Genomic DNA, 18,507 nt, shown 5'->3' on the forward strand with positions numbered 1-18,507 from the left:
AGCCAGCTCCCACAGTTGATCTCAGCCGGCCTTGAGGACTTTGTTCGGCAGCGAACACGCCTCGTCCAGAAACTTCACCACCGTCCCCATGCACGCCTGGCGTTCTTCCACGTGGGGCATGTGGCTGGAGTCTTCAAACAGCGCCCAGCGCACGTCAGTGATTTCATCCAGGAACGGCTTGACCACCAAGGGCGTGGCCTCGTCGTGCCGCCCTGATATCACCAGTGTCGGCACGTTGATCGCCGACAGGCGCCCCACCACACTCCAATCCTTCAAGCTGCCGATGATGTGAAATTCGGTCGGGCCGCTCATGGCGTGGTACACCGTCGGGTCGGCGTCCACGGCTGCAAAGGTGCGGGCCACTTCTTCCGGCCACGGGTTCACTCGGCACACGTGCTGGTCATAGAAGATCCGCGCCGCCGCCAGGTATTCCGGGTCTTGGTAAGTGCCGGCCTGTTCGTGTTTGAACAGGGTTTGGTGCACGCCTTCGGGCAACAGCTGGCGCAGGCGGTTGGCTTCGCTGACCCAGGTGCGCATGCAGGTGGGCGAGTTGGCCGGGATAAACGCGCGCAGGCCCTTGGGTCGCAAAATCGCGTGTTCGCTGCCGAGCATGCCGCCCCAGGATTGACCGAGGATCGCGTAGTTGTCACTGATCTGCAGGTGGTCCAGCAGGTTGTTCAGCTCGTCGAGGAACAGCTCGATGGTCCAGAAAGACGGGTCTTTGTCCGGCAAGTGCGTGGAGCGGCCATTGCCGATTTGGTCGTAGTGAATTACCGCATGGCCGCTGGCGGCGACGTCCTTGAACGCGTCTACATAGTCATGGGTGCAACCGGGGCCGCCATGGAGGATCACCAAAGGCGTGCGGCCGGTGCTCAGGTCGCCGGTGACGCGGTACCAGGTCTGGTAGGCGCCGAAGGCCGCGTAGCCTTCGCGGACTTTCTCGATGAATTCCATTTCGTACCCTGCTCTGAAAAAAAGGATCAGGGCTACGATAGTCGGCACGCGGCGTTTAAGTAACTAGCAAAACAGCTAGGTTTTACCGACGGATCAATCTTCCAGCAGGCGGTAATGGGTGGCGCGCACCACCGCTTGTACGCGGTTCTTGGCGCCCAGCTTGTGCATGGCCGAGGCCAGGTGCAGGGTGACCACCGCCAATGAGCGGCTTAACTGCGTGGCGATTTCGGCGGCGGTCAGGCCCTCGGCGGCCCATTTCAGGCACTCGCGTTCGCGTTTGGTCAGATGGATGTGCGGGTAGGTGCGTAGCTCTTTACTCAGCAACGGGTAGGCCGCTTCTTGCAAGGCATGGGTGATCAGGCTGAAGTCCGCCAGGGTCTGCTGGGCATCCTCCAGCACCGTGCTGGCCTTGCCGGTGCGCAGGCCGGTCAGCGACGCGAAGCCGCCACGCGGCAGGTGGATGGGCACGGTGACGCCGCAGGTTAGTTGGCGTTCATGCAGGTAAGAGGACACGGGCGCATGGCAGGGGTCGATGATCTTTTGCAGCGCGGTGTCGGCTTTGGCCTCATAGGACCACACGAACGGCGACACCGTGCTCAAGGCCAGATGCTGCACCGGGTCGATCTGGTAAAACCCTTCGCGGCACCATAACGCGTGCCAGTCCGACGGGGTGTTGCGCGACTCCAGCACTGAAGGGGTGATTAGCGAACCGTCCTGGTCGATAGGCACCGGCGTGTAGTCATACACCAACGCATCAAAGCCCAACTGCTGGGCGAGGATAAACGTGTTGTCCATCTGTTCATCCAGGCTCCTGCCGGGCATGAGGCGGTTGTTGAAGGCAGTAAGTTTGGACAGCATCCGTTCTGCTCCCGAATTCATTTGAATCTCGACTTGCGGCAAGTAGAATGCCACGCCCCGGCGAAGGACTGCCAGGCCAAACCTATAAGAACTACTAGGTTATGGACGCGCGGCATCCTCGGTAGTGTTGGCCCTGTAAACGGCCGCTACCTGCCAGGCCGATACAACACAAGGAATGTATGCATGTGGCGTGAAATTGCCCCCGACCAGCAGTACAACGTGCAAGTCGATGGCCATAACCTCGTGGTTTACAGCTTTGGCGACGGCGATGAGGTGCTCTTGTGTCTCAACGGCGGCCCGGGCCTGCCGTGTGACTACTTGCGCGACGCCCATGGCTGGCTCAAAGACCATAACCTGCGAGTGGTTGCATTCGATCAGCTTGGCACGGGCGCATCAGCCAGACCATCAGATGTTTCCCTGTGGGAAATTGGCCGTTATGTCGAAGAAGTTGAAACCGTGCGCCAGGCACTGGGCCTGGGCCGTGTGCATCTGCTTGGGCATTCGTGGGGCGGCTGGTTGGGTATCGAGTACGCCATCCACTATCCCGACGCCTTGAAAAGCCTGATCCTGGAAAACACCGTCGGCGATATTCCGCACCTGTCCCAGGAGCTTGAACGCCTGCGCGGCGCCCTCGGCAGCGAGACCGTGGCCATGATGCAGCGCCATGAAGCCATGGGCACTCTCGACCATCCGCAGTACCAGGCCGCTATCACTTTGCTCAACTACCGCCACGTCTGCCGCCTGGACGAATGGCCGGAGCCGGTCAAGCGCTCTCTGGGCGACTGGAACATGGGGCCTTACGAAACCATGCAAGGCCCCAACGAATTTCTCTATATCGGCAACCTCAAGGACTGGAACCGCATCCCCGAGATGGCCGATTTCAAGATGCCGATGCTGATCACCACCGGCCAGCACGACGAACTGACGCCCGCTTGCGCCCATCGCATGAAACTCGCGGCCACACACGCCGAGTTGCATGTGTTCCCCAACAGCAGCCATATGCCGTTTTATGAGGAACCCCACGCGTACTTTCCGGTGCTGCTGGACTTCCTCGCTCGCCATCGAGGCTGACGGATGAACCTTGCGCGTTACCGCTTTGTGCTGTCCCGGCCGCTGCAATTGCTGCCGGTGTTGTTTGGCATCAGCCTGATCACCTTTGTGCTGGTGCGCTCGATCCCCGGCGACCCGGCGCGGGCCTTGCTGGGCTCGCGCAGCACGCCGGACGCGCTGCTGAAAATCCGCGCTCAATACGGCCTGGACCAGCCCTTGTGGCTGCAATATTTCTACTTCCTCAAGAACCTGCTCAAGGGCGATCTCGGCCAGTCACTGCTCTATAAGGTCGACGCCTTGAAGCTGATCGTCACCCGTATCGAACCGACGCTGGTGCTGGTGCTCGGCAGTGTGCTGCTGGCGCTGTTGATCGCGGTGCCGCTGGCCACCGTGGCGGCGCGCAACAAAGGCGGCTGGGCGGATAACCTGATCCGCGTGTTCACCACGGTCGGCTTGGGCATGCCGGCCTTCTGGCTGGGCTTGATGCTGATTCTGTTGCTGAGTGTGAAGTGGGGGTTGTTCCCGGTATCGGGCTACGGGCGCACGTTTATAGACAAGGCCCACCATATGGTCCTGCCATGTTTGACCATTGCGTTGGCCCTGGCGGCGGTGCTGGTGCGCAACCTGCGGGCGAGCATGCTGATGGAGTTGCAGGCCGACCATGTCACCGCCGCCCGTGCACGCGGTTTATCGGAGGCGGCGGTATTTCGTCGGCATGTGTTGCCCAACTCGCTGGTGCCGGCGGTCAACCTGCTGGCGGTGAATATCGGCTGGCTGATCAGCGGCACAGTAGTGATCGAAAGCCTGTTCGCGATTCCGGGTATTGGCCAATTGCTGGTGCGCGGCATTTTTACCCGCGACTACATGGTGGTGCAGGGCGTGGCCATGGTGCTGGCGTGTGCGACGGTGGTGGTCAACTTCGTCGCGGACGTGGCGACCGTGGCGCTCGACCCGCGAGTGAAGATGCAATGAGCAGCCGCCCACTGATTGCGCCGTGGCGTTTGCGCCTGCGCTTTGGTTTTCGCAACGGCCGGCTGACGGCTGCATGGGGCTTGCTGATCCTGTTGACGTGGTTGGCCCTGGCGCTGTTCGCGCCGTGGATCGCGCCGTATGACCCGATTGCGCAGAATACCGATCTGAGTTTGCTGGCGCCCAGCCTGGCACATCCATTTGGCACCGATAACTACGGCAGAGACATCCTTTCGAGGGTGATATGGGGCGCGCGGATTGACCTGCAACTGGCCGTTATCGGCGTGATCTTCCCGTTCCTGATCGGCACCTTTATCGGCGCCGTTTCCGGTTATATCGGCGGGCGTTTCGACAGCGTGTGCATGCGCGTAATCGACGTGGTGCTGGCGTTCCCGTTCCTGGTGTTGATGCTGGCGATCATGGCCATCCTCGGGCCGGGCTTGCAGAGCTTTTATATCGCCATGGCGCTGGTGGGCTGGGTGTCGTATGCGCGGTTGATCCGCTCGCAGATCCTGGTGCTCAAGGAAAGCGACTTCGCCCTGGCCGCCAAGAGCCTGGGCTTTGGCCATGGGCGCATTCTGTTTCGGCATTTGCTGCCCAACGCGATGTTTGGCTCGATTGTGTTCTCGATGTCCGACGCCGTGCTGGTGCTGCTCAACGGCGCCGCCGTGAGCTACCTGGGCCTGGGCGTGCAACCGCCGACGGCGGAGTGGGGCACGATGGTCGCCGAAGGGCAGGCGTTTATCACCACCGCCTGGTGGCTCTGCACCTTCCCGGGCCTGGCCATTGTGACCCTGGCCATGGGCTTCAGCCTGCTCGCCGATGGTGTGGCGCAAGTATTGGGGGATCGTTCATGAGCCTGCTTCACGTGCAGGACCTCAGCGTGATCGCCAACAATGGCGGGCGTGAGGTCACGCTGGTTGATCGTGTGTCCTTCGCGTTGGCCGAAGGTGAAATCCTCGGCCTGGTGGGTGAAAGCGGCTCGGGCAAGACCCTGGCCTGTCGCGGCCTGATGCGGCTGTTGCCGTCGCCCAACCTGCGGGTGCAAGGCGGCGCCGTGCGCCTGGCCGGTCGCGATCTATTGCAACTCGATGAGGCTGGCATGCGTGCCGTGCGCGGTGGGCAACTGGGCATGATTTTCCAGAACCCCAGCAGTCACCTTGACCCGTTGATGCGCATCGGCGAGCAGATCGCCGAGGGCATCCGCTTGCATCAGGGCGCGTCGAAAAAAGACGCTCGCCTGCAAGCCATTGAGGTGCTGCGCCAGGTCGGTATTCCCGACCCCAAGGCGCGGGTCGACAACTACCCCCATGAGTTCTCCGGCGGCATGCGCCAGCGCGCCATGATCGCCGTGGCCCTGGGCTGCAACCCGCAAGTGCTGATTGCCGACGAGCCGACCACGGCGCTGGATGTGACGGTGCAGGCGCAGATCCTGCGTCTGTTGCTGGAGCTGCGTGACCAGCGTGGCCTGGCGATCATCATGATCACCCATGACCTGGGCGTGGTGGCGCAAACCTGTGATTCCATCGCGGTGATGTACGCCGGGCGCCTGTGCGAGCACGCCAGCAAATACGACGTGCTGGCCCATCCGCAACACCCGTACACCGCCGGCCTCATCAATTGCCAGCCCGCCCACAGCAGCGGCCACACCTTGCTGCGCACCATCCCCGGCCAGCCGCCGTTACTGGATGCGTTGCCCGCCGGTTGCCGCTTCAACCCACGCTGCCCGCAAGTGGCGGCGTTGTGTACTGAGGTGTTACCCGAAGGTGCGCGTGTGGCTTGCCACTATCCGTTGGGAGGCCGCCCATGAGCCTGTTGCAGATCAAGGACCTGGAGGTGCGGTTTGCCGCCTCTGGCACGGGTTTATTCGGGCTGAACAAGCGGTGGGTGAGGGCGGTCAACGGCGTTTCGCTGAACCTGGCCGCTGGCGAAACCCTCGGTTTGGTCGGCGAGTCCGGCAGTGGCAAAAGCACGCTGGGCCGGGCAATTCTGCACCTCAACCCGATCAGCGCCGGGCAGGTGTTGTTCGATGGCGTCGACATGGCCCAGGGCAGCGCGATCGACATTGCCCGCCTGCGGCATGAAACCGCAATGATTTTCCAAGACCCTTACGCCGCCTTGAACCCGCGCCACAGCATCGGCGAAACCCTTGCCGAAGTGCTGCGTGTGCAGCGCAAGGTCGCCCCGCAACAGATACCCGCTCGCGTGGTCGAGCTGCTTGACCTGGTGGGCCTGCGGCCTGAACTCGCCAGCCGCAAACCCGGCTCCCTCAGCGGTGGCCAGTGCCAGCGCGTCGGCATCGCCCGCGCCTTGGCGGTGGAACCGCGCCTGATCATTGCCGATGAGTGCGTGGCGGCACTGGATGTGTCGATCCAGGGCCAGATCATCAACCTGTTGCTGGAACTGCAACAGCGCATGAACCTGGCGATCCTGTTTATCGCCCATGACCTGGCCATCGTGCGGCGCCTGTGCGACCGCGTGGCGGTGATGTACCTGGGCAAAATCGTCGAAGAAGGGCCGGTGGAGGCGGTGTTTACGGCGCCGCGTCACCCGTATACGGCGGCGTTGATCGAGGCGATTCCCGAGATTGATCCACATCGGCCGTTGCCCGCAGAACCGCTGCCGGGTGAGCCGCCGAGCCCGCTGAATTTGCCCACTGGCTGCGCCTTTCACCCGCGCTGCCGACATGCCCGAACGATGTGTTCCGTGGTGTTGCCGCCGACCCATTACCTGCACGAGCATCGGTACAGTTGCGTGCTTGAAGAACCTCTGTTTTGACCCACTTCTGCCATTCATGAACAAGGAGTTATGACATGCAATCGCGCCACTTGAAGTTGCTCGCCGCCGCGACATTGACCGCCTGGTCCCTCACTGCCGGGCTGGCCCACGCCGCCGGTGTGCTGACCATCGGCTGCCGTGAAGACAGCACCACGTTCGACCCGATCAAAAGCGCACAGAACCGCGACACGTGGGTGTTCGCCAACGTCTACGACACCCTGGTGCGCGTGGATAATTTGGGCACCAAGATGGAACCGGGCCTGGCCGAAAGCTGGGAGATTTCCAAGGACGGCCTGACCTACACCTTCAAGCTGCGTGACGCCAAGTTCTCCGACGGTTCGGCGATCACCGCCGATGACGCGGCGTTCAGCCTGTTGCGTATCCGCGACAACAAGGCGTCGCTGTGGGCAGATCCGTTTAACCTGATCAACACGGCCAAGGCCAGCGACCCGCAGACCCTGGTGGTCACCCTGAAAACCCCGGCTGTGGCCTTCCTTTCGCAACTGGCCTCGCCGACGGTATCGATCCTGTCGCAAAAAGCCATGACCACGATGGGCGAAGACGCCTACTCGGAAAACCCGGTGACCTCCGGCGCATTTACCGTGGAGGAGTGGCGCAAGGGTGACCGCGTGATCCTCAAGAAGAACCCGAACTTCTGGCAGGCCAACAACGTGAGCCTGGATGGTGTGGAGTGGGTCTCGGTCACCGACGACAACACACGCATGCGCATGGTGCAGAACAACGAGCTGGACACGGCGATCTTCGTACCGTTCTCCCGCGTGGAAGAGCTGAAGAAAGACAAAAACGTGGTGATCCACGCCGACCCGTCGACCCGCGAAGATCACCTGCTGATCAACCACGCCCACGGCCTGCTGGCCAAGCCGCAGGTTCGCGAGGCGCTGGACATGGCCATCGACAAACAGTCGCTGGTCAAGACTGCCACTTACGGCCAAGGCACCGTGGCCTATTCCTACATCCCCAAAGGCTCGCTGTACCACTACGCCAACAACCTGCAACGCCCGTATGACCCAACCGCCGCCAAGAAGCTACTGGAAGAGGCTGGTGCCAAGGACTTGAAACTCAACTACGTGGTCAACGCCGGCAACGAAGCTGATGAGCAGATTGCGGTGATCATCAAGGACCAGTTGGCCAAGGTCGGCGTGACCGCCAACCTGCAAAAGGTCGACCCGACCCAAAGCTGGCAGATGCTGGTGGACGGTGAGTACGATATTTCGGTGATGTACTGGACCAACGACATCCTCGACCCGGACCAGAAGACCACTTTCGTGCTCGGCCATGACACTAACCAGAACTACATGACCCGCTACAAGAACGATAAGGTCAAGGAACTGGTGGCGCAGGCGCGGATCGAGGCCGACCCGGTCAAGCGTGAGCAGATGTATGTGGAGTTGCAGAAGCTGGCGAAGCAGGACGTGAACTGGATTGACCTGTACTACAGCCCGTACATCAACATCTCACGCAAGAATGTGAGCAACTTCCTGCAGAACCCGCTGGGGCGTTTTACCCTTGAGGAAGTGGTGAAGAACTAACGGTCACCGCTAAACAAATGTGGGAGCGCGCTTGTGTGGGAGCTGGCTTGCCTGCGATGGCATCACCTCGGTTTAACAGATAGACCGAGTTGTCCGCATCGCAGGCAAGCCAGCTCCCACATGAACCCGATTCCACATTGGGTTCTATGTTGTTTCAGGTGAACAGTGTCAGTGCTTACTGCGCATCAAACGCCTGCCCACTGATCCCGGCACTGTCCGGCCCCATCAGGTACAGGTACACCGGCATGATTTCTTCCGGTGCAGGCCTTTCCATCGGGTTTTCCCCCGGATACGCCTGGGCACGCATGCTGGTGCGTGTGCCGCCCGGGTTGATGCTGTTGGCGCGTACCGATGCCACATCTTCCAGCTCATCGGCCAGGGTCTGCATCAAGCCTTCGGTCGCAAACTTCGACACCCCATAAGCGCCCCAATACGCCCGGCCTTTGCGCCCGACGCTGCTGGAGGTGAACACCACCGACGCATCCTGGGACAGCTTGAGCAGTGGCAATAATGTGCTGGTCAGCATGAACATCGCGTTGACGTTTACGTGCATCACGCGCATGAAGTTCTCACCGGACAACTGCTCGATCGGCGTGCGCGGCCCGATGATCGAGGCGTTGTGCAGCAGGCCGTCGAGGCGGCCGAATGCTTTTTCGATCATCGCTGCCAGCTCATCGTATTGATGGGGCAGGGCGGTTTCCAGGTTGAACGGGATCACCACCGGCTGAGGCTGCCCGGCCGCTTCGATCTCGTCATACACCTGGGCCAGGTTGGCTTCGGTCTTGCCCAGCAGCAACACGGTGGCGCCATGGGCGGCATAGGTTTTTGCCGCTGCCGCGCCAATCCCGCGACCGGCACCGGTCACCAGGATCACCCGGTCTTTGAGCAGTTCTGGACGTGCGGAGTAATCAAACATAAAAAACCTCGACAAAATTCAAGCTGATGCAGCTCTTGAAGTGGAATCCATTTCATGTGGGAGCTGGCTTGCCTGCGATGGTGGAGTATCAGTCACCGCAAGTGCTAGCTGGCAGACCGCTATCGCAGGCAAGCCAGCTCCCACAGTGATCTCAGTGCTAGTGAGAACTGCGAACAATCAGCAACTGCACAGCGCGTTATCGAGCACCTTGCGCAGTTCCAGCGGGTGGTCCACCACCACGTCGGCGCCCCAGTTGCGTGGGTTGTCGTCCGGGTGGATGTAGCCGAAGGTGACTGCCGCCGTGCGGGTGCCGGCGTCGCGGCCAGACTCGATGTCGCGCAGGTCATCGCCCACGAACAACACGCTGGCCGGGTCCAGGTCGAGCATCTTGCACGCCAGAATCAGCGGCTCGGGGTCGGGCTTGCTGTTCTTCACGTGGTCCGGGCAGATCAGCAGCGCCGAACGCTCGGCCAGGCCCAGTTGCTGCATGATCGGTTCGGCAAACCGCAACGGCTTGTTGGTGACCACGCCCCAGACCAGTTTGGACTTTTCGATGTCTTCGAGCAGTTCGGCCATGCCGTCGAACAGCTTGCTGTGGATGGCGCAGCCTTTGAGGTAGCGCTCCAGAAACTCCTGGCGCAGCTCTTCAAAGCCAGGCGATTCCGGGTCCATCGAGAACGTCACGGCGACCATCGCCCGCGCACCACCGGAAATTTCATCGCGGATATGCTGGGGGTTGATCGGCTCCAGGCCTCGGTCGGCGCGCATGGCCTGGCAGATGGCGATAAAGTCCGGCGCGGTGTCCAGCAAGGTGCCGTCCATGTCGAAGAGAACTGCTCGCAACTTCACAGGCTTACTCCTCGCGCAGGGTCTGGATCATGTAGTTGACGTCAACGTCGCTGGCCAGCTTGTAGTGCTTGGTCAGCGGGTTGTAGGTCAGGCCGATGATGTCTTTGACGGTCAGCCCGGCCTGACGGCTCCAGGCGCCCAGTTCGCTTGGGCGAATGAATTTCTTGAAGTCGTGGGTGCCACGCGGCAGCAACTTCATGATGTATTCGGCGCCGATGATCGCGAACAGGTAGGCCTTGGGGTTGCGGTTGATGGTGGAGAAAAACACCTGGCCGCCCGGCTTGACCATACGGAAGCACGCGCGGATCACCGAGGACGGGTCTGGCACGTGCTCGAGCATCTCCAGGCAAGTGACCACGTCGAACTGCTCAGGCATCTCTTCGGCCAGGGCTTCGGCGGTGATCTGGCGGTATTCGACGCTCACGCCGGATTCCAACTGGTGCAGTTGAGCCACGGCCAGCGGCGCCTCGCCCATGTCGATGCCCATCACGGTAGCGCCGCGCTGGGCCATGGCTTCGCTGAGGATGCCGCCGCCGCAACCGACGTCCAGCACCTTCTTGCCCGCCAGGTTGACGCGCTCGTCAATCCAGTTGACGCGCAACGGGTTGATGTCGTGCAGCGGTTTGAACTCGCTTTCGCGGTCCCACCAGCGGTGGGCCAGGGCTTCAAACTTGGCGATTTCGGCGTGGTCGACGTTGCTCATGGTGAATCCTCTAAATCTGATAAATCGGTTATTCAGCCCTGAACGCTGGGTTCAAGACCTTCGTTATTCGCTGTGCCCGCTGATCCGTTGGCCCCAGGCGATGGCCGTGGCGGTCAACTGTTGTTCATCCATGCGGGTCAATCGCCGGTCGTCGAGCAACTGCTTGCCGGCGACCCAAAGGTGTTTCACACACTCGCGTCCGGTGGCATATATAAGCGTTGAGACCGGGTCGTAGATCGGTTGTTGCGCCAGCCCCGAAAGATCAAAGGCGACGATATCCGCCGCCTTGCCGACTTCGAGCGAGCCAATCTCGCTGTCCAGGCCCATGGCGCGTGCCCCATTGAGCGTAGCCATGCGCAGGGCACGGTGGGCGTCCAGGGCGGTGGCCGAGCCGGCGACGGCTTTGGCCAGCATCGCCGCCGTGCGGGTTTCGCCCAACAGGTCGAGGTCATTGTTGCTGGCCGCGCCGTCGGTGCCGATGGCCACGTTCACGCCAGCCTGCCACAGACGCTCCACCGGGCAAAAGCCGCTGGCCAGTTTCAGGTTCGATTCCGGGCAATGGATGATGCTGGTATTGCTTTCTACCAGCAAAGCCAGGTCGTCCTCGCTGATTTGGGTCATATGAACGGCCTGGAAGCGTGGGCCGAGCAAGCCCAGGCGGCCCAGGCGTGCCAGCGGGCGTTCGCCGGTCTTCTCTACGGCTTGTTGCACTTCGAAGGCGGTTTCGTGCACATGCATATGGATGGCGGCGTCCAGCTCTTCGGCGATCACCCGGATCTTTTCCAGGTTCTCATCGCTGACGGTGTAGGGCGCGTGGGGGCCGAAGGTGATCTTGATGCGCGGGTGGTGCTTGAGGTCGCCGAACAGCTCGACGCCCTGGCGAATCGCCTCATCGGCGCTGCTGGCGCCGGGAATCGGGAAGTCGAGGATCGGCAGCGCGATCTGCGCGCGCATGCCGCTGTTGTGTACGCAGTCGCTGGCGACCTTGGGGTAGAAGTACATGTCCGAGAAGCAGGTGATACCGCCCTTGAGCTGTTCGGCGATGGCCAGGTCGGTGCCGTCGCGCACGAAGGCTTCATCGACCCATTTGGCTTCGGCGGGCCAGATGTGTTTTTCCAGCCAGGTCATCAGCGGCAGATCGTCGGCCAGGCCGCGAAACAGGCTCATCGCCGCGTGGCCATGGGCGTTGATCAAGCCGGGGCTGAGCAGCATGCCCGGCAGCTCGCGAACCTCAGTGGCCGCAAGCTTCAAGGCCGCCGCCCGTGGCCCGATAAACGCGATGCGCCCGTCGCGGATGCCCAGGCCGTGCTCCTTGAGCACCACGCCAGCGGGTTCGACAGGTACCAGCCAGGTTGGCAGCAGCAATAAGTCGAGCGGGGCGGCAGTGGAGGTCATCGCAGGCTTCTTCCCAGGCAGCTATAAAAGAAGGGCGAAGTATACCCGAGCGTCCTGGCTGGCGGATCGCTATAATCGGCGGCTTTTGTTCATGAGTGCGGGGTAAGGGATGCGCGACCGACTGTTAGCTGCAGAGAAAGTGAAGGCCATCGATTGGCGTGATGGCGCACTGCACCTGCTCGATCAGCGTGCCTTGCCCTCACGGGAAACCTGGGTGGCCTGCACCTCGGCGGCAGAAGTCGCCCAGGCCATTCGCACTATGACCGTGCGTGGCGCACCGGCCATCGGCATCAGCGCCGCCTACGGCCTGGTGCTGGCCGCCCGCGAGCGGATCGCCGAGGGCGGTGACTGGCAGGCGGCATGGGAAGAAGACTACGCATTGCTGGCCGATAGCCGTCCGACCGCCGCGAACCTGTTTTGGGCCTTGAAGCGCATGCGTGACCGCCTCGATCGGGTCAAAAAGCACGCCGACCCCTTGGCGGTGCTGGAAGCCGAAGCCATTGCGATCCATGAAAGCGACCGCGAAGCCAACCTGGTCATGGCCCAATTAGGCCTCGAGCGCATTCGCAAGCACCAGGGCAACGCCCAGGCGATCCTCACCCATGGCAATGCGGGCGCCTTGGCCACCGGCGGTGTGGGCACGGCCCTTGGGGTGATCCGCGCGGCGTTCCTGGAGGGTTTGGTCGAGCATGTCTACGCCAACGAAACCCGCCCGTGGCTACAAGGTTCACGGCTGACGGCGTGGGAGCTGGCGGGTGAGGGTATTCCGGTCACCGTGAATGCGGACTCGGCCGGCGCGCATATCCTCAAGAGCAAAGGCGTGACCTGGGTGGTGGTCGGCGCCGACTGTATTGCGGCCAATGGTGATGTGATCGGCCCTATCGGCACTTATCAATTGGCGGTGTGTGCCATGCACCACGGCGTGCGTTTTATGGTGGTGGCGCCCAGTTCGACGCTCGATTTGATGATGGCTACCGGTGAGGATGTCAGCCTGGAAGAGCGTGATGCGGCGGAGTTGCTGGAGGTGGGCGGGCAGCGGTTGGAGGTTGCGGCGTTTAATCCGGTCTTCGATGTGACGCCGGCGGACCTGATTGATGTGATCGTGACTGAAAAGGGCGTTGTTGAACGGCCCGACACCGCCAAGCTGGCCAAGTTGATGTGCCGTAAGCGCCTGCATTGAGGCGGTGTGGGTAGTGCAAGGCTAATGCCGCCTGGGGGGCTGGTTCGCGCACGCTAGTGGTCAATGTCATTGCACATCGAATTGCGAGCGCCTTGGTCGTGGAGCAGAGCGATGTGGAGATGGCCCATTGATCACTTTTTGGACGCTGATTCATGTCTACCCTGCTATCTCCACCATCGATTTATCCGCTTATTGACGAACGTGCGCTGATCGGCGTTCTCCCCGTTCCCAGCCGAGCCTGGCATCTCCAACAACTGCAAACCGAATGCGCGTTCAGCGAGCGCCTGGTGCGCAGTCAACCTTCCCTGGAGCGCGTCAGTCGGGAAACGTTTCAGCAGGCGCTGGATTATGTATTTGTTGATCGTCGCCTTGATCCAGACACGATTTTGCTGATTGAGGACATGCCTCCCGGTGCAGCGCAGCGCTCAATGACGCAGGCTGTGCGGGATGTTCTGGAGTCCGGCTCTGTTCTGGAGAGTACGCGTATAACTGGTTTTTCTCAGGTTACTGACGCGGCAGTTGCCCAGAGACTGACTGGCGTTGAACCTGGGTTTTTTGCTGATTTAGTTAATCGCCACATTCAGGCGTTGGTCGAGAATTTCAGCCAAAGGTTGAGCCGCTTCTGGCGCAACCCTGTTCTTCAAGGCAATGAATTGACCATGCGCGACACCTGGCTTCGTTATCGGTGTGGCGAACTGGCCGAGGAAGCGGCGTTGCGTCGGGCCGACAACCTGGCGCATCCGGACACGGGTCTCACCGCCGCAGGTGTGGAGCTGGTGCACGGTCTGGTAGGTAGTCAGTTGCAGCTCGCCTCCCCTGTATCCCAAGTGGCGGCATATCGATTGGTGGTCGAAGGTGCGAAGCAGGCTATTAATCTGGCAGGCGCGTTTGTGTTGGGTGGGGTGGGAGAGTTGCCCGGCAGCCGGCCGTTGTTGCTTTACACCCCGCAGCGTGGCCTGGAAGAGTTTGCCAGCACAATAACGCTGCTCAATGCTCTCAGCGTGCGATGGGGGACTGCGGGAGGTTGCGATGAAATCCTTGCGAACCTTGCCATGCCCGATCTTGAGTCTATGCAAGCTTTGTGCAGGAGCGGGCAGGCAAGTTGGACACTGGTTGAAATGTCGTCCGATGCTCACGGCTCTCTGCTGGGGCAGGTTCTGGATGAGAAGTTGGCCCAGCAACAGGTGAATTTGCGGGCAGCTTTCTTGCCCTTGCGGCCAGGTATCAATGCCCGCGTTTCGCAGGTGCTGGCGCTGCCGACAGGCTTGCCGGCGGACTTGCTCAGCCGGCCGCTGCGCCCTGATACGTTGCCGGTTTTGCCGTCGGTCGGCCTTTCGGTCGGCGATCAGCAGCACAACTTGATTGGACAACTATCCAAGCTGAACGCGTTGGTGGGTAAGTTGCTCGAGGGAGTGCCTGAATTTGATGCGTTCTTCCAGCAGCAGTTGAGAAAACTGTTTCCAGGTTTCACTGGGCCTGTCAGTCCGCAACGGATTTATTTCACCCGTTCCCGGCTTGATCAACAGGGGGTGGAGCAGCCGTCCGAGTCTCACACATTGGAGTCGAGGCTTGGCAGGTTATTGGGGGTGGGGGCAGACGTCGATGATCGCGTTGGGGAATATTATTACGTTGAGCCCGACACCTTGAGTGAAGAGTACAGGCTTGATCAGGTTGGCACGCTGGGCGGTCTGGCGACGGCGCTGAAACAAGAGTTCCCGATGTTGCTGAGTGAGTTCTGGAATACGTTTCAGAAAGGTCGCGGGCTGCGCATGGAGTTGCTGACTCGATTGCGCAAACAAACGCTGGCGACCGAGTCGGCTCTGCGCACAGTAGACGGTACTTTGACCTCGGCCAGCCGTGAGCTGATCGACAATGTATTGAAATTCCCTACCTCTGCTGCCCGTGCGTTGGCGTTTCCAGGCTCTGCGCGGCCCCAGGTCTACCGTTTGGCTTTGACTGATGGAGGAAGGTTTGCCACCGCGTTCATATTGAGCCCTGAAAGTGCCAGCCCACCGACGGGCCCTTTGGTTCTATGGACTATTACTCAAGGGTTTGAGGAGTTTTGCGAACTTGGTGCGCTTTATGCCGAACTCGCCCGGCGACTTGATGACGGTGGCGTGGAGGGTGCCTTGCTGGCTGACAATCTGTCGGTCGAAGTACGTGAGAAGCAAACAGATCAGTGGGCCGCGCTGTTTGCACTTGCCCCTGATGCAATTGCGGGGGACTTCGTTGCTGACGGAACTCAAGCGCTGTTGGCGAAACAGCGTCAAGACCTGAGGCATGCGCTTAGCGCCAAAAATCAATTGCGTCCCGGGGTGGTAAATACGGCCATTGATCTGGCGCCTCAACTGGATACATCGACGGCTTTCATGGCGCGTAATCGGGTGTTGGAAGCGTCGATGATGCCGCCGTGGCAAAAAGCACTGTCTGCGCAGGATCAACTGCGCTTGCAGGCGTTGGCATTGGTCGTACAGGAAAAAAACCAGGCATTGTCGGTATTGCTTGGGGCGGTTCCCTCACTGCTCACATATACCCGGCAGAAGCTGCGGGGCAAGTTGCGCAGCGTTCTAGAAGCGCGAGGTTTACCAGGCACCTCGGTGGAGTTGATTGATCCGGACACGGTCATCGTCACTCGCTCGGAAAGGGTAAGGGTCAACCAAGCGCCTGCCCCTGGTGTTATAGATCCTATTGAGCGCGTCACGATCGAACGCATGAGCTTGACTGAGCTGGCACTGAAAAATCTCAAGCCTTGGGAGGGAAGCCTCTCATGGACTTCGAGTGTCAGTATTGGGGCCTACGTGACTTATGCTGACGGGCGGCGGGTGGTCGATGCACGTGGCGAGGCGCTTCAACTGTCACGCGAAACGATTGAGCTGTGGGTGCGGGATATCAACGCCGGCCATCATTATTGCCGAGATATTCTCAACAAAACGTTCGCGCCACCTGCAATATCTGCACAGGCCAGCCAGTTGGCACAGACGTGGATGTCGGCCAATGCCGCGTTGTGGGAATACGCCGCTGAATCGGCGCGCCTCAATCCGACAGCCTATAGCGTTGTATCGGCCAACGATTCTGCAAAAAAACGCGCTGAACAATGGGTGGCGGCGGTGCTGGGGTCGTGGAGGGCGCAAGCTCGGCCACAGGTGGACGGGCGCGGGGTCGTGGCCAGTTTCCTGATGTTGGGAACGCCTCATGTTGCACCGGAGCAGGGCGGAAGCCAATGGGTACAGGGGGTGGTCGTGATTTCGGCCGCTGAAGTAGCCGAATGGGTACTTTACACGCCCGAAGCGCCGGACGGGCTGGACTTGCGTGAGCTGCGCAACGAGGCTGAGTTGATAGCGCTGCTCGGGATGCCGCAATGGCAAGCCTATTTTTTGGCGCGATTGTGTGTCAGGTCCCCGCAGGTTATCGAGCCTGTGGCCCGTTTAGGTTTATACCTCACGGGGCTCGAATCCATCCTCTCGTTATTTTTGTCCGATGTCTCGCCGGTTCAAGAGCGCCTGCCACCTTTGATAGTGCGGCGGGTGACCTGTGAAGGATCCTTGTTGCAGAGCATGTACTATTTGCAGATTTTACGTTTGATGGAGCTTGCGCAACGGGGCTCCGTCACCAACGAGCAAGTCAGCCTTCAATCGACATTTAATAAGGTGATGTTTGGGATAGAGGTGGTGGGGGCGCTGATGGATATGCTGCCGTGGGGCTGGCATTGGCTCTCTTCGATTCCAGGTTATTGGAGGCGTTTGTCGCACACGTCGCTGCTGGCTTTTCGTGAACGTGGGGAGGCTATTCCGGGGTTGCTCGTGCGTGAAGGGCTTGGGAAGCGTTGGCTGCGCATGCAATCGGCGACAGACAGCGTCGAGCTTCTTGGGGTCAAACCCTTGGCGTCACGGTCTTCGTCTCTCGAACATTTGGCTGTGCGCACGCGGCCTCTGTTGCACTTGCCCACGCCGGAAACGCTGGACTCACTCATTCCACTGGCCTGGAAAGCTTCGGCTGTGCCTGAGAAGGAAGCGGCTGGATTGCTAAGAGGATTGGTGCCCAATAGCAGGGGTATTTATCGTACATCAGCGGGTGAATACCTGATTCGACCCGTAGATGCTCAAGGCAAGGCAGTGGTCTTTCGCATCAAGGGTGATTTCAAGCTTTACGAGAGCGCAGGCTTGGCCGTGCAGGTCGTCGATGCGCATGGGCGCCGTGAGATCGGCTTTTTGTATGCTGCCGGTAATGGGCGGTGGCGACCGGTCGGAGTGAAGGGTGGGGGTAGGGGGGCTTCCCGTCAGGCCCTTGATCTGCCCGGTGAGGAGTATTTGCTCACCGGGGACTACTCAAGGAATGCCCATGGTAGGGAGAGTTTATCTCAGGCATCAATCGAATATTATGACGCCTGGTTTGCCCGGGATTGGCGACGGTTCTTCAATTCGCGAGTGCTGCCTCCGCGCCCCGCCCTTCTCGCTTTACCCCCGTTGGCAACGGTGGATGACTTGCTTGACGCCTGGCCTGAACAGGTCGTGGGCTTGGTGCTGGGGGAAAACCACGACGAAATAGCCAGTATTGCGTTTTTCAAAGATAAGATGCAGGCGCTCTATGACCGGGGTTTTCGCACGCTCTATATTGAAGGCAGTCACGCCATTGGGCGCTCCCAGCTCTATATTCCGTCTGTGTCCACGACTGGTCGCAATACAGTAAAAAGGTTGGCTCGGTCTCGCGGAATGAACGTTCGGGGGCTGGACGATGATTATTTGACGCTGCACAGGGATCGTTACACTTTACAGCCTTCTATAGACATGTCGGTCCGTCTGAACGAGATGAACTACTTTGCTGTGCGCCAGATTGAGAAATATCACCCGGTCGACGGAGGTAAGTGGATAGCATGGGTAGGGGCCAGGCACACGAACACCGCTGATGGCGTTCCAGGGATTGCCGAGCTCACGGGGGCGCTTGGTGTAAGAGTCAAAAATGCCAAAGCGGGTCAGCCCACGGTGGTCAGGGCGCCTGGCCAGCGCAGTGGCCTGTGGGGTGGGTTTCGACCCGATGTGGAGATTGAATGGGACATCAGCCTTTCCGCGCCGCGTCTGCCCGAGGGGCCTTCCGCGTAACGAAATGCTCTGAATTCGCGCCTGAATTTGTATGTCGTTAGCCTCAGAGCGCCTCTCGGCCCCATTAAGCCTGTCACTGGTCAACTAACTACTTACCTTGCGCATCAGGGGGATAGGTGCGTGGCGGCGATTGTGATAACATCCGGCGGTTTCCAGGGCCACCCCAAGGGGTGGCCTATAACGTGCAGATCCGTGTCATAACTCGTTGA

Annotated in this window: 14 protein-coding genes; 8 read left to right on the forward strand and 6 right to left on the reverse strand. The window is 60.5% G+C overall.

Annotated elements, in window-relative coordinates; translation table 11 throughout:
- Positions 1-21: 21 nt before the first annotated feature.
- Complete coding sequence (locus K0H48_RS14645; RefSeq protein WP_219268032.1) at positions 22-954, reverse strand: proline iminopeptidase-family hydrolase; 933 nt, start codon at positions 952-954, stop codon at positions 22-24.
- A gap of 93 nt (positions 955-1,047) precedes the next feature.
- The gene (locus K0H48_RS14650) at positions 1,048-1,812 is read right to left on the reverse strand and encodes a LuxR family transcriptional regulator (protein WP_138816158.1); all 765 of its coding nucleotides are present in this window, start codon (positions 1,810-1,812) and stop codon (positions 1,048-1,050) included.
- Between the two features lie 183 nt (positions 1,813-1,995).
- On the opposite strand from K0H48_RS14650, the gene K0H48_RS14655 reads away from it, so the two are divergent.
- The 6 genes from K0H48_RS14655 to K0H48_RS14680 are packed head-to-tail and all read left to right on the forward strand — an operon-like array spanning position 1,996 to position 8,159.
- Positions 1,996-2,883 carry a proline iminopeptidase-family hydrolase gene (locus K0H48_RS14655; protein ID WP_138816157.1) on the forward strand — a complete coding sequence of 296 codons (888 nt, stop codon included), beginning with the start codon at positions 1,996-1,998 and terminating at the stop codon, positions 2,881-2,883.
- A gap of 3 nt (positions 2,884-2,886) precedes the next feature.
- Positions 2,887-3,834, forward strand: coding sequence for an ABC transporter permease (locus tag K0H48_RS14660; RefSeq protein ID WP_138816156.1), 948 nt, complete (start codon positions 2,887-2,889; stop codon positions 3,832-3,834).
- The gene (locus K0H48_RS14665; RefSeq protein WP_219268033.1) at positions 3,831-4,688 is read left to right on the forward strand and encodes an ABC transporter permease; all 858 of its coding nucleotides are present in this window, start codon (positions 3,831-3,833) and stop codon (positions 4,686-4,688) included. The genes K0H48_RS14660 and K0H48_RS14665 overlap by 4 nt, the downstream gene beginning before the upstream one ends.
- A complete protein-coding gene (locus K0H48_RS14670; protein ID WP_219268034.1) occupies positions 4,685-5,641 on the forward strand; it encodes an ABC transporter ATP-binding protein in 957 nt (318 codons plus the stop codon). Before K0H48_RS14665 ends, K0H48_RS14670 begins: the two co-directional genes overlap by 4 nt.
- Complete coding sequence (locus K0H48_RS14675) at positions 5,638-6,609, forward strand: ABC transporter ATP-binding protein (protein ID WP_219268035.1); 972 nt, start codon at positions 5,638-5,640, stop codon at positions 6,607-6,609. The genes K0H48_RS14670 and K0H48_RS14675 overlap by 4 nt, the downstream gene beginning before the upstream one ends.
- A gap of 35 nt (positions 6,610-6,644) precedes the next feature.
- The gene (locus K0H48_RS14680) at positions 6,645-8,159 is read left to right on the forward strand and encodes an ABC transporter substrate-binding protein (protein ID WP_138816152.1); all 1,515 of its coding nucleotides are present in this window, start codon (positions 6,645-6,647) and stop codon (positions 8,157-8,159) included.
- A 175-nt stretch (positions 8,160-8,334) separates the two neighbouring features.
- On the opposite strand, the gene K0H48_RS14685 is transcribed toward K0H48_RS14680, so the two are convergent.
- The 4 genes from K0H48_RS14685 to K0H48_RS14700 form a co-directional block, all read right to left on the reverse strand.
- A complete protein-coding gene (locus K0H48_RS14685) occupies positions 8,335-9,075 on the reverse strand; it encodes a YciK family oxidoreductase (RefSeq protein WP_219268036.1) in 741 nt (246 codons plus the stop codon).
- 177 nt (positions 9,076-9,252) lie between these two features.
- On the reverse strand, positions 9,253-9,924 hold the full coding sequence (gene mupP / locus K0H48_RS14690) for an N-acetylmuramic acid 6-phosphate phosphatase MupP (RefSeq protein ID WP_219268037.1): 672 nt from the start codon (positions 9,922-9,924) through the stop codon (positions 9,253-9,255).
- Positions 9,925-9,928: 4 nt separating this feature from the next.
- Positions 9,929-10,627 (reverse strand): bifunctional 2-polyprenyl-6-hydroxyphenol methylase/3-demethylubiquinol 3-O-methyltransferase UbiG, encoded by a 699-nt coding sequence (gene ubiG / locus K0H48_RS14695; RefSeq protein ID WP_003172645.1) that lies wholly within the window; start codon positions 10,625-10,627, stop codon positions 9,929-9,931.
- Between the two features lie 63 nt (positions 10,628-10,690).
- Positions 10,691-12,022, reverse strand: coding sequence for a TRZ/ATZ family hydrolase (locus tag K0H48_RS14700; protein WP_219268038.1), 1,332 nt, complete (start codon positions 12,020-12,022; stop codon positions 10,691-10,693).
- Positions 12,023-12,131: 109 nt separating this feature from the next.
- Between K0H48_RS14700 and mtnA the strand changes: the two genes are divergently transcribed.
- On the forward strand, positions 12,132-13,202 hold the full coding sequence (gene mtnA / locus K0H48_RS14705) for an S-methyl-5-thioribose-1-phosphate isomerase (RefSeq protein ID WP_219268039.1): 1,071 nt from the start codon (positions 12,132-12,134) through the stop codon (positions 13,200-13,202).
- 152 nt (positions 13,203-13,354) lie between these two features.
- On the forward strand, positions 13,355-18,298 hold the full coding sequence (locus K0H48_RS14710) for a membrane-targeted effector domain-containing toxin (RefSeq protein WP_219268040.1): 4,944 nt from the start codon (positions 13,355-13,357) through the stop codon (positions 18,296-18,298).
- Positions 18,299-18,507: the final 209 nt, after the last annotated feature.

Source organism: Pseudomonas sp. Xaverov 259 (assembly GCF_019352915.1).
Taxonomy (GTDB): domain Bacteria; phylum Pseudomonadota; class Gammaproteobacteria; order Pseudomonadales; family Pseudomonadaceae; genus Aquipseudomonas.

Excerpts from the sequence above, each read along its gene's own strand:
- K0H48_RS14710 (WP_219268040.1), top strand. The coding sequence starts at position 13,355 with ATGTCTACCCTGCTATCTCCACCATCGATTTATCCGCTTATTGACGAA.
- ubiG (WP_003172645.1), bottom strand. The coding sequence starts at position 10,627 with ATGAGCAACGTCGACCACGCCGAAATCGCCAAGTTTGAAGCCCTGGCC.
- K0H48_RS14655 (WP_138816157.1), top strand. The coding sequence starts at position 1,996 with ATGTGGCGTGAAATTGCCCCCGACCAGCAGTACAACGTGCAAGTCGAT.
- K0H48_RS14650 (WP_138816158.1), bottom strand. The coding sequence starts at position 1,812 with ATGCTGTCCAAACTTACTGCCTTCAACAACCGCCTCATGCCCGGCAGG.
- K0H48_RS14670 (WP_219268034.1), top strand. The coding sequence starts at position 4,685 with ATGAGCCTGCTTCACGTGCAGGACCTCAGCGTGATCGCCAACAATGGC.
- K0H48_RS14685 (WP_219268036.1), bottom strand. The coding sequence starts at position 9,075 with ATGTTTGATTACTCCGCACGTCCAGAACTGCTCAAAGACCGGGTGATC.
- K0H48_RS14660 (WP_138816156.1), top strand. The coding sequence starts at position 2,887 with ATGAACCTTGCGCGTTACCGCTTTGTGCTGTCCCGGCCGCTGCAATTG.
- K0H48_RS14645 (WP_219268032.1), bottom strand. The coding sequence starts at position 954 with ATGGAATTCATCGAGAAAGTCCGCGAAGGCTACGCGGCCTTCGGCGCC.
- mtnA (WP_219268039.1), top strand. The coding sequence starts at position 12,132 with ATGCGCGACCGACTGTTAGCTGCAGAGAAAGTGAAGGCCATCGATTGG.
- K0H48_RS14700 (WP_219268038.1), bottom strand. The coding sequence starts at position 12,022 with ATGACCTCCACTGCCGCCCCGCTCGACTTATTGCTGCTGCCAACCTGG.
- K0H48_RS14665 (WP_219268033.1), top strand. The coding sequence starts at position 3,831 with ATGAGCAGCCGCCCACTGATTGCGCCGTGGCGTTTGCGCCTGCGCTTT.
- K0H48_RS14680 (WP_138816152.1), top strand. The coding sequence starts at position 6,645 with ATGCAATCGCGCCACTTGAAGTTGCTCGCCGCCGCGACATTGACCGCC.
- K0H48_RS14675 (WP_219268035.1), top strand. The coding sequence starts at position 5,638 with ATGAGCCTGTTGCAGATCAAGGACCTGGAGGTGCGGTTTGCCGCCTCT.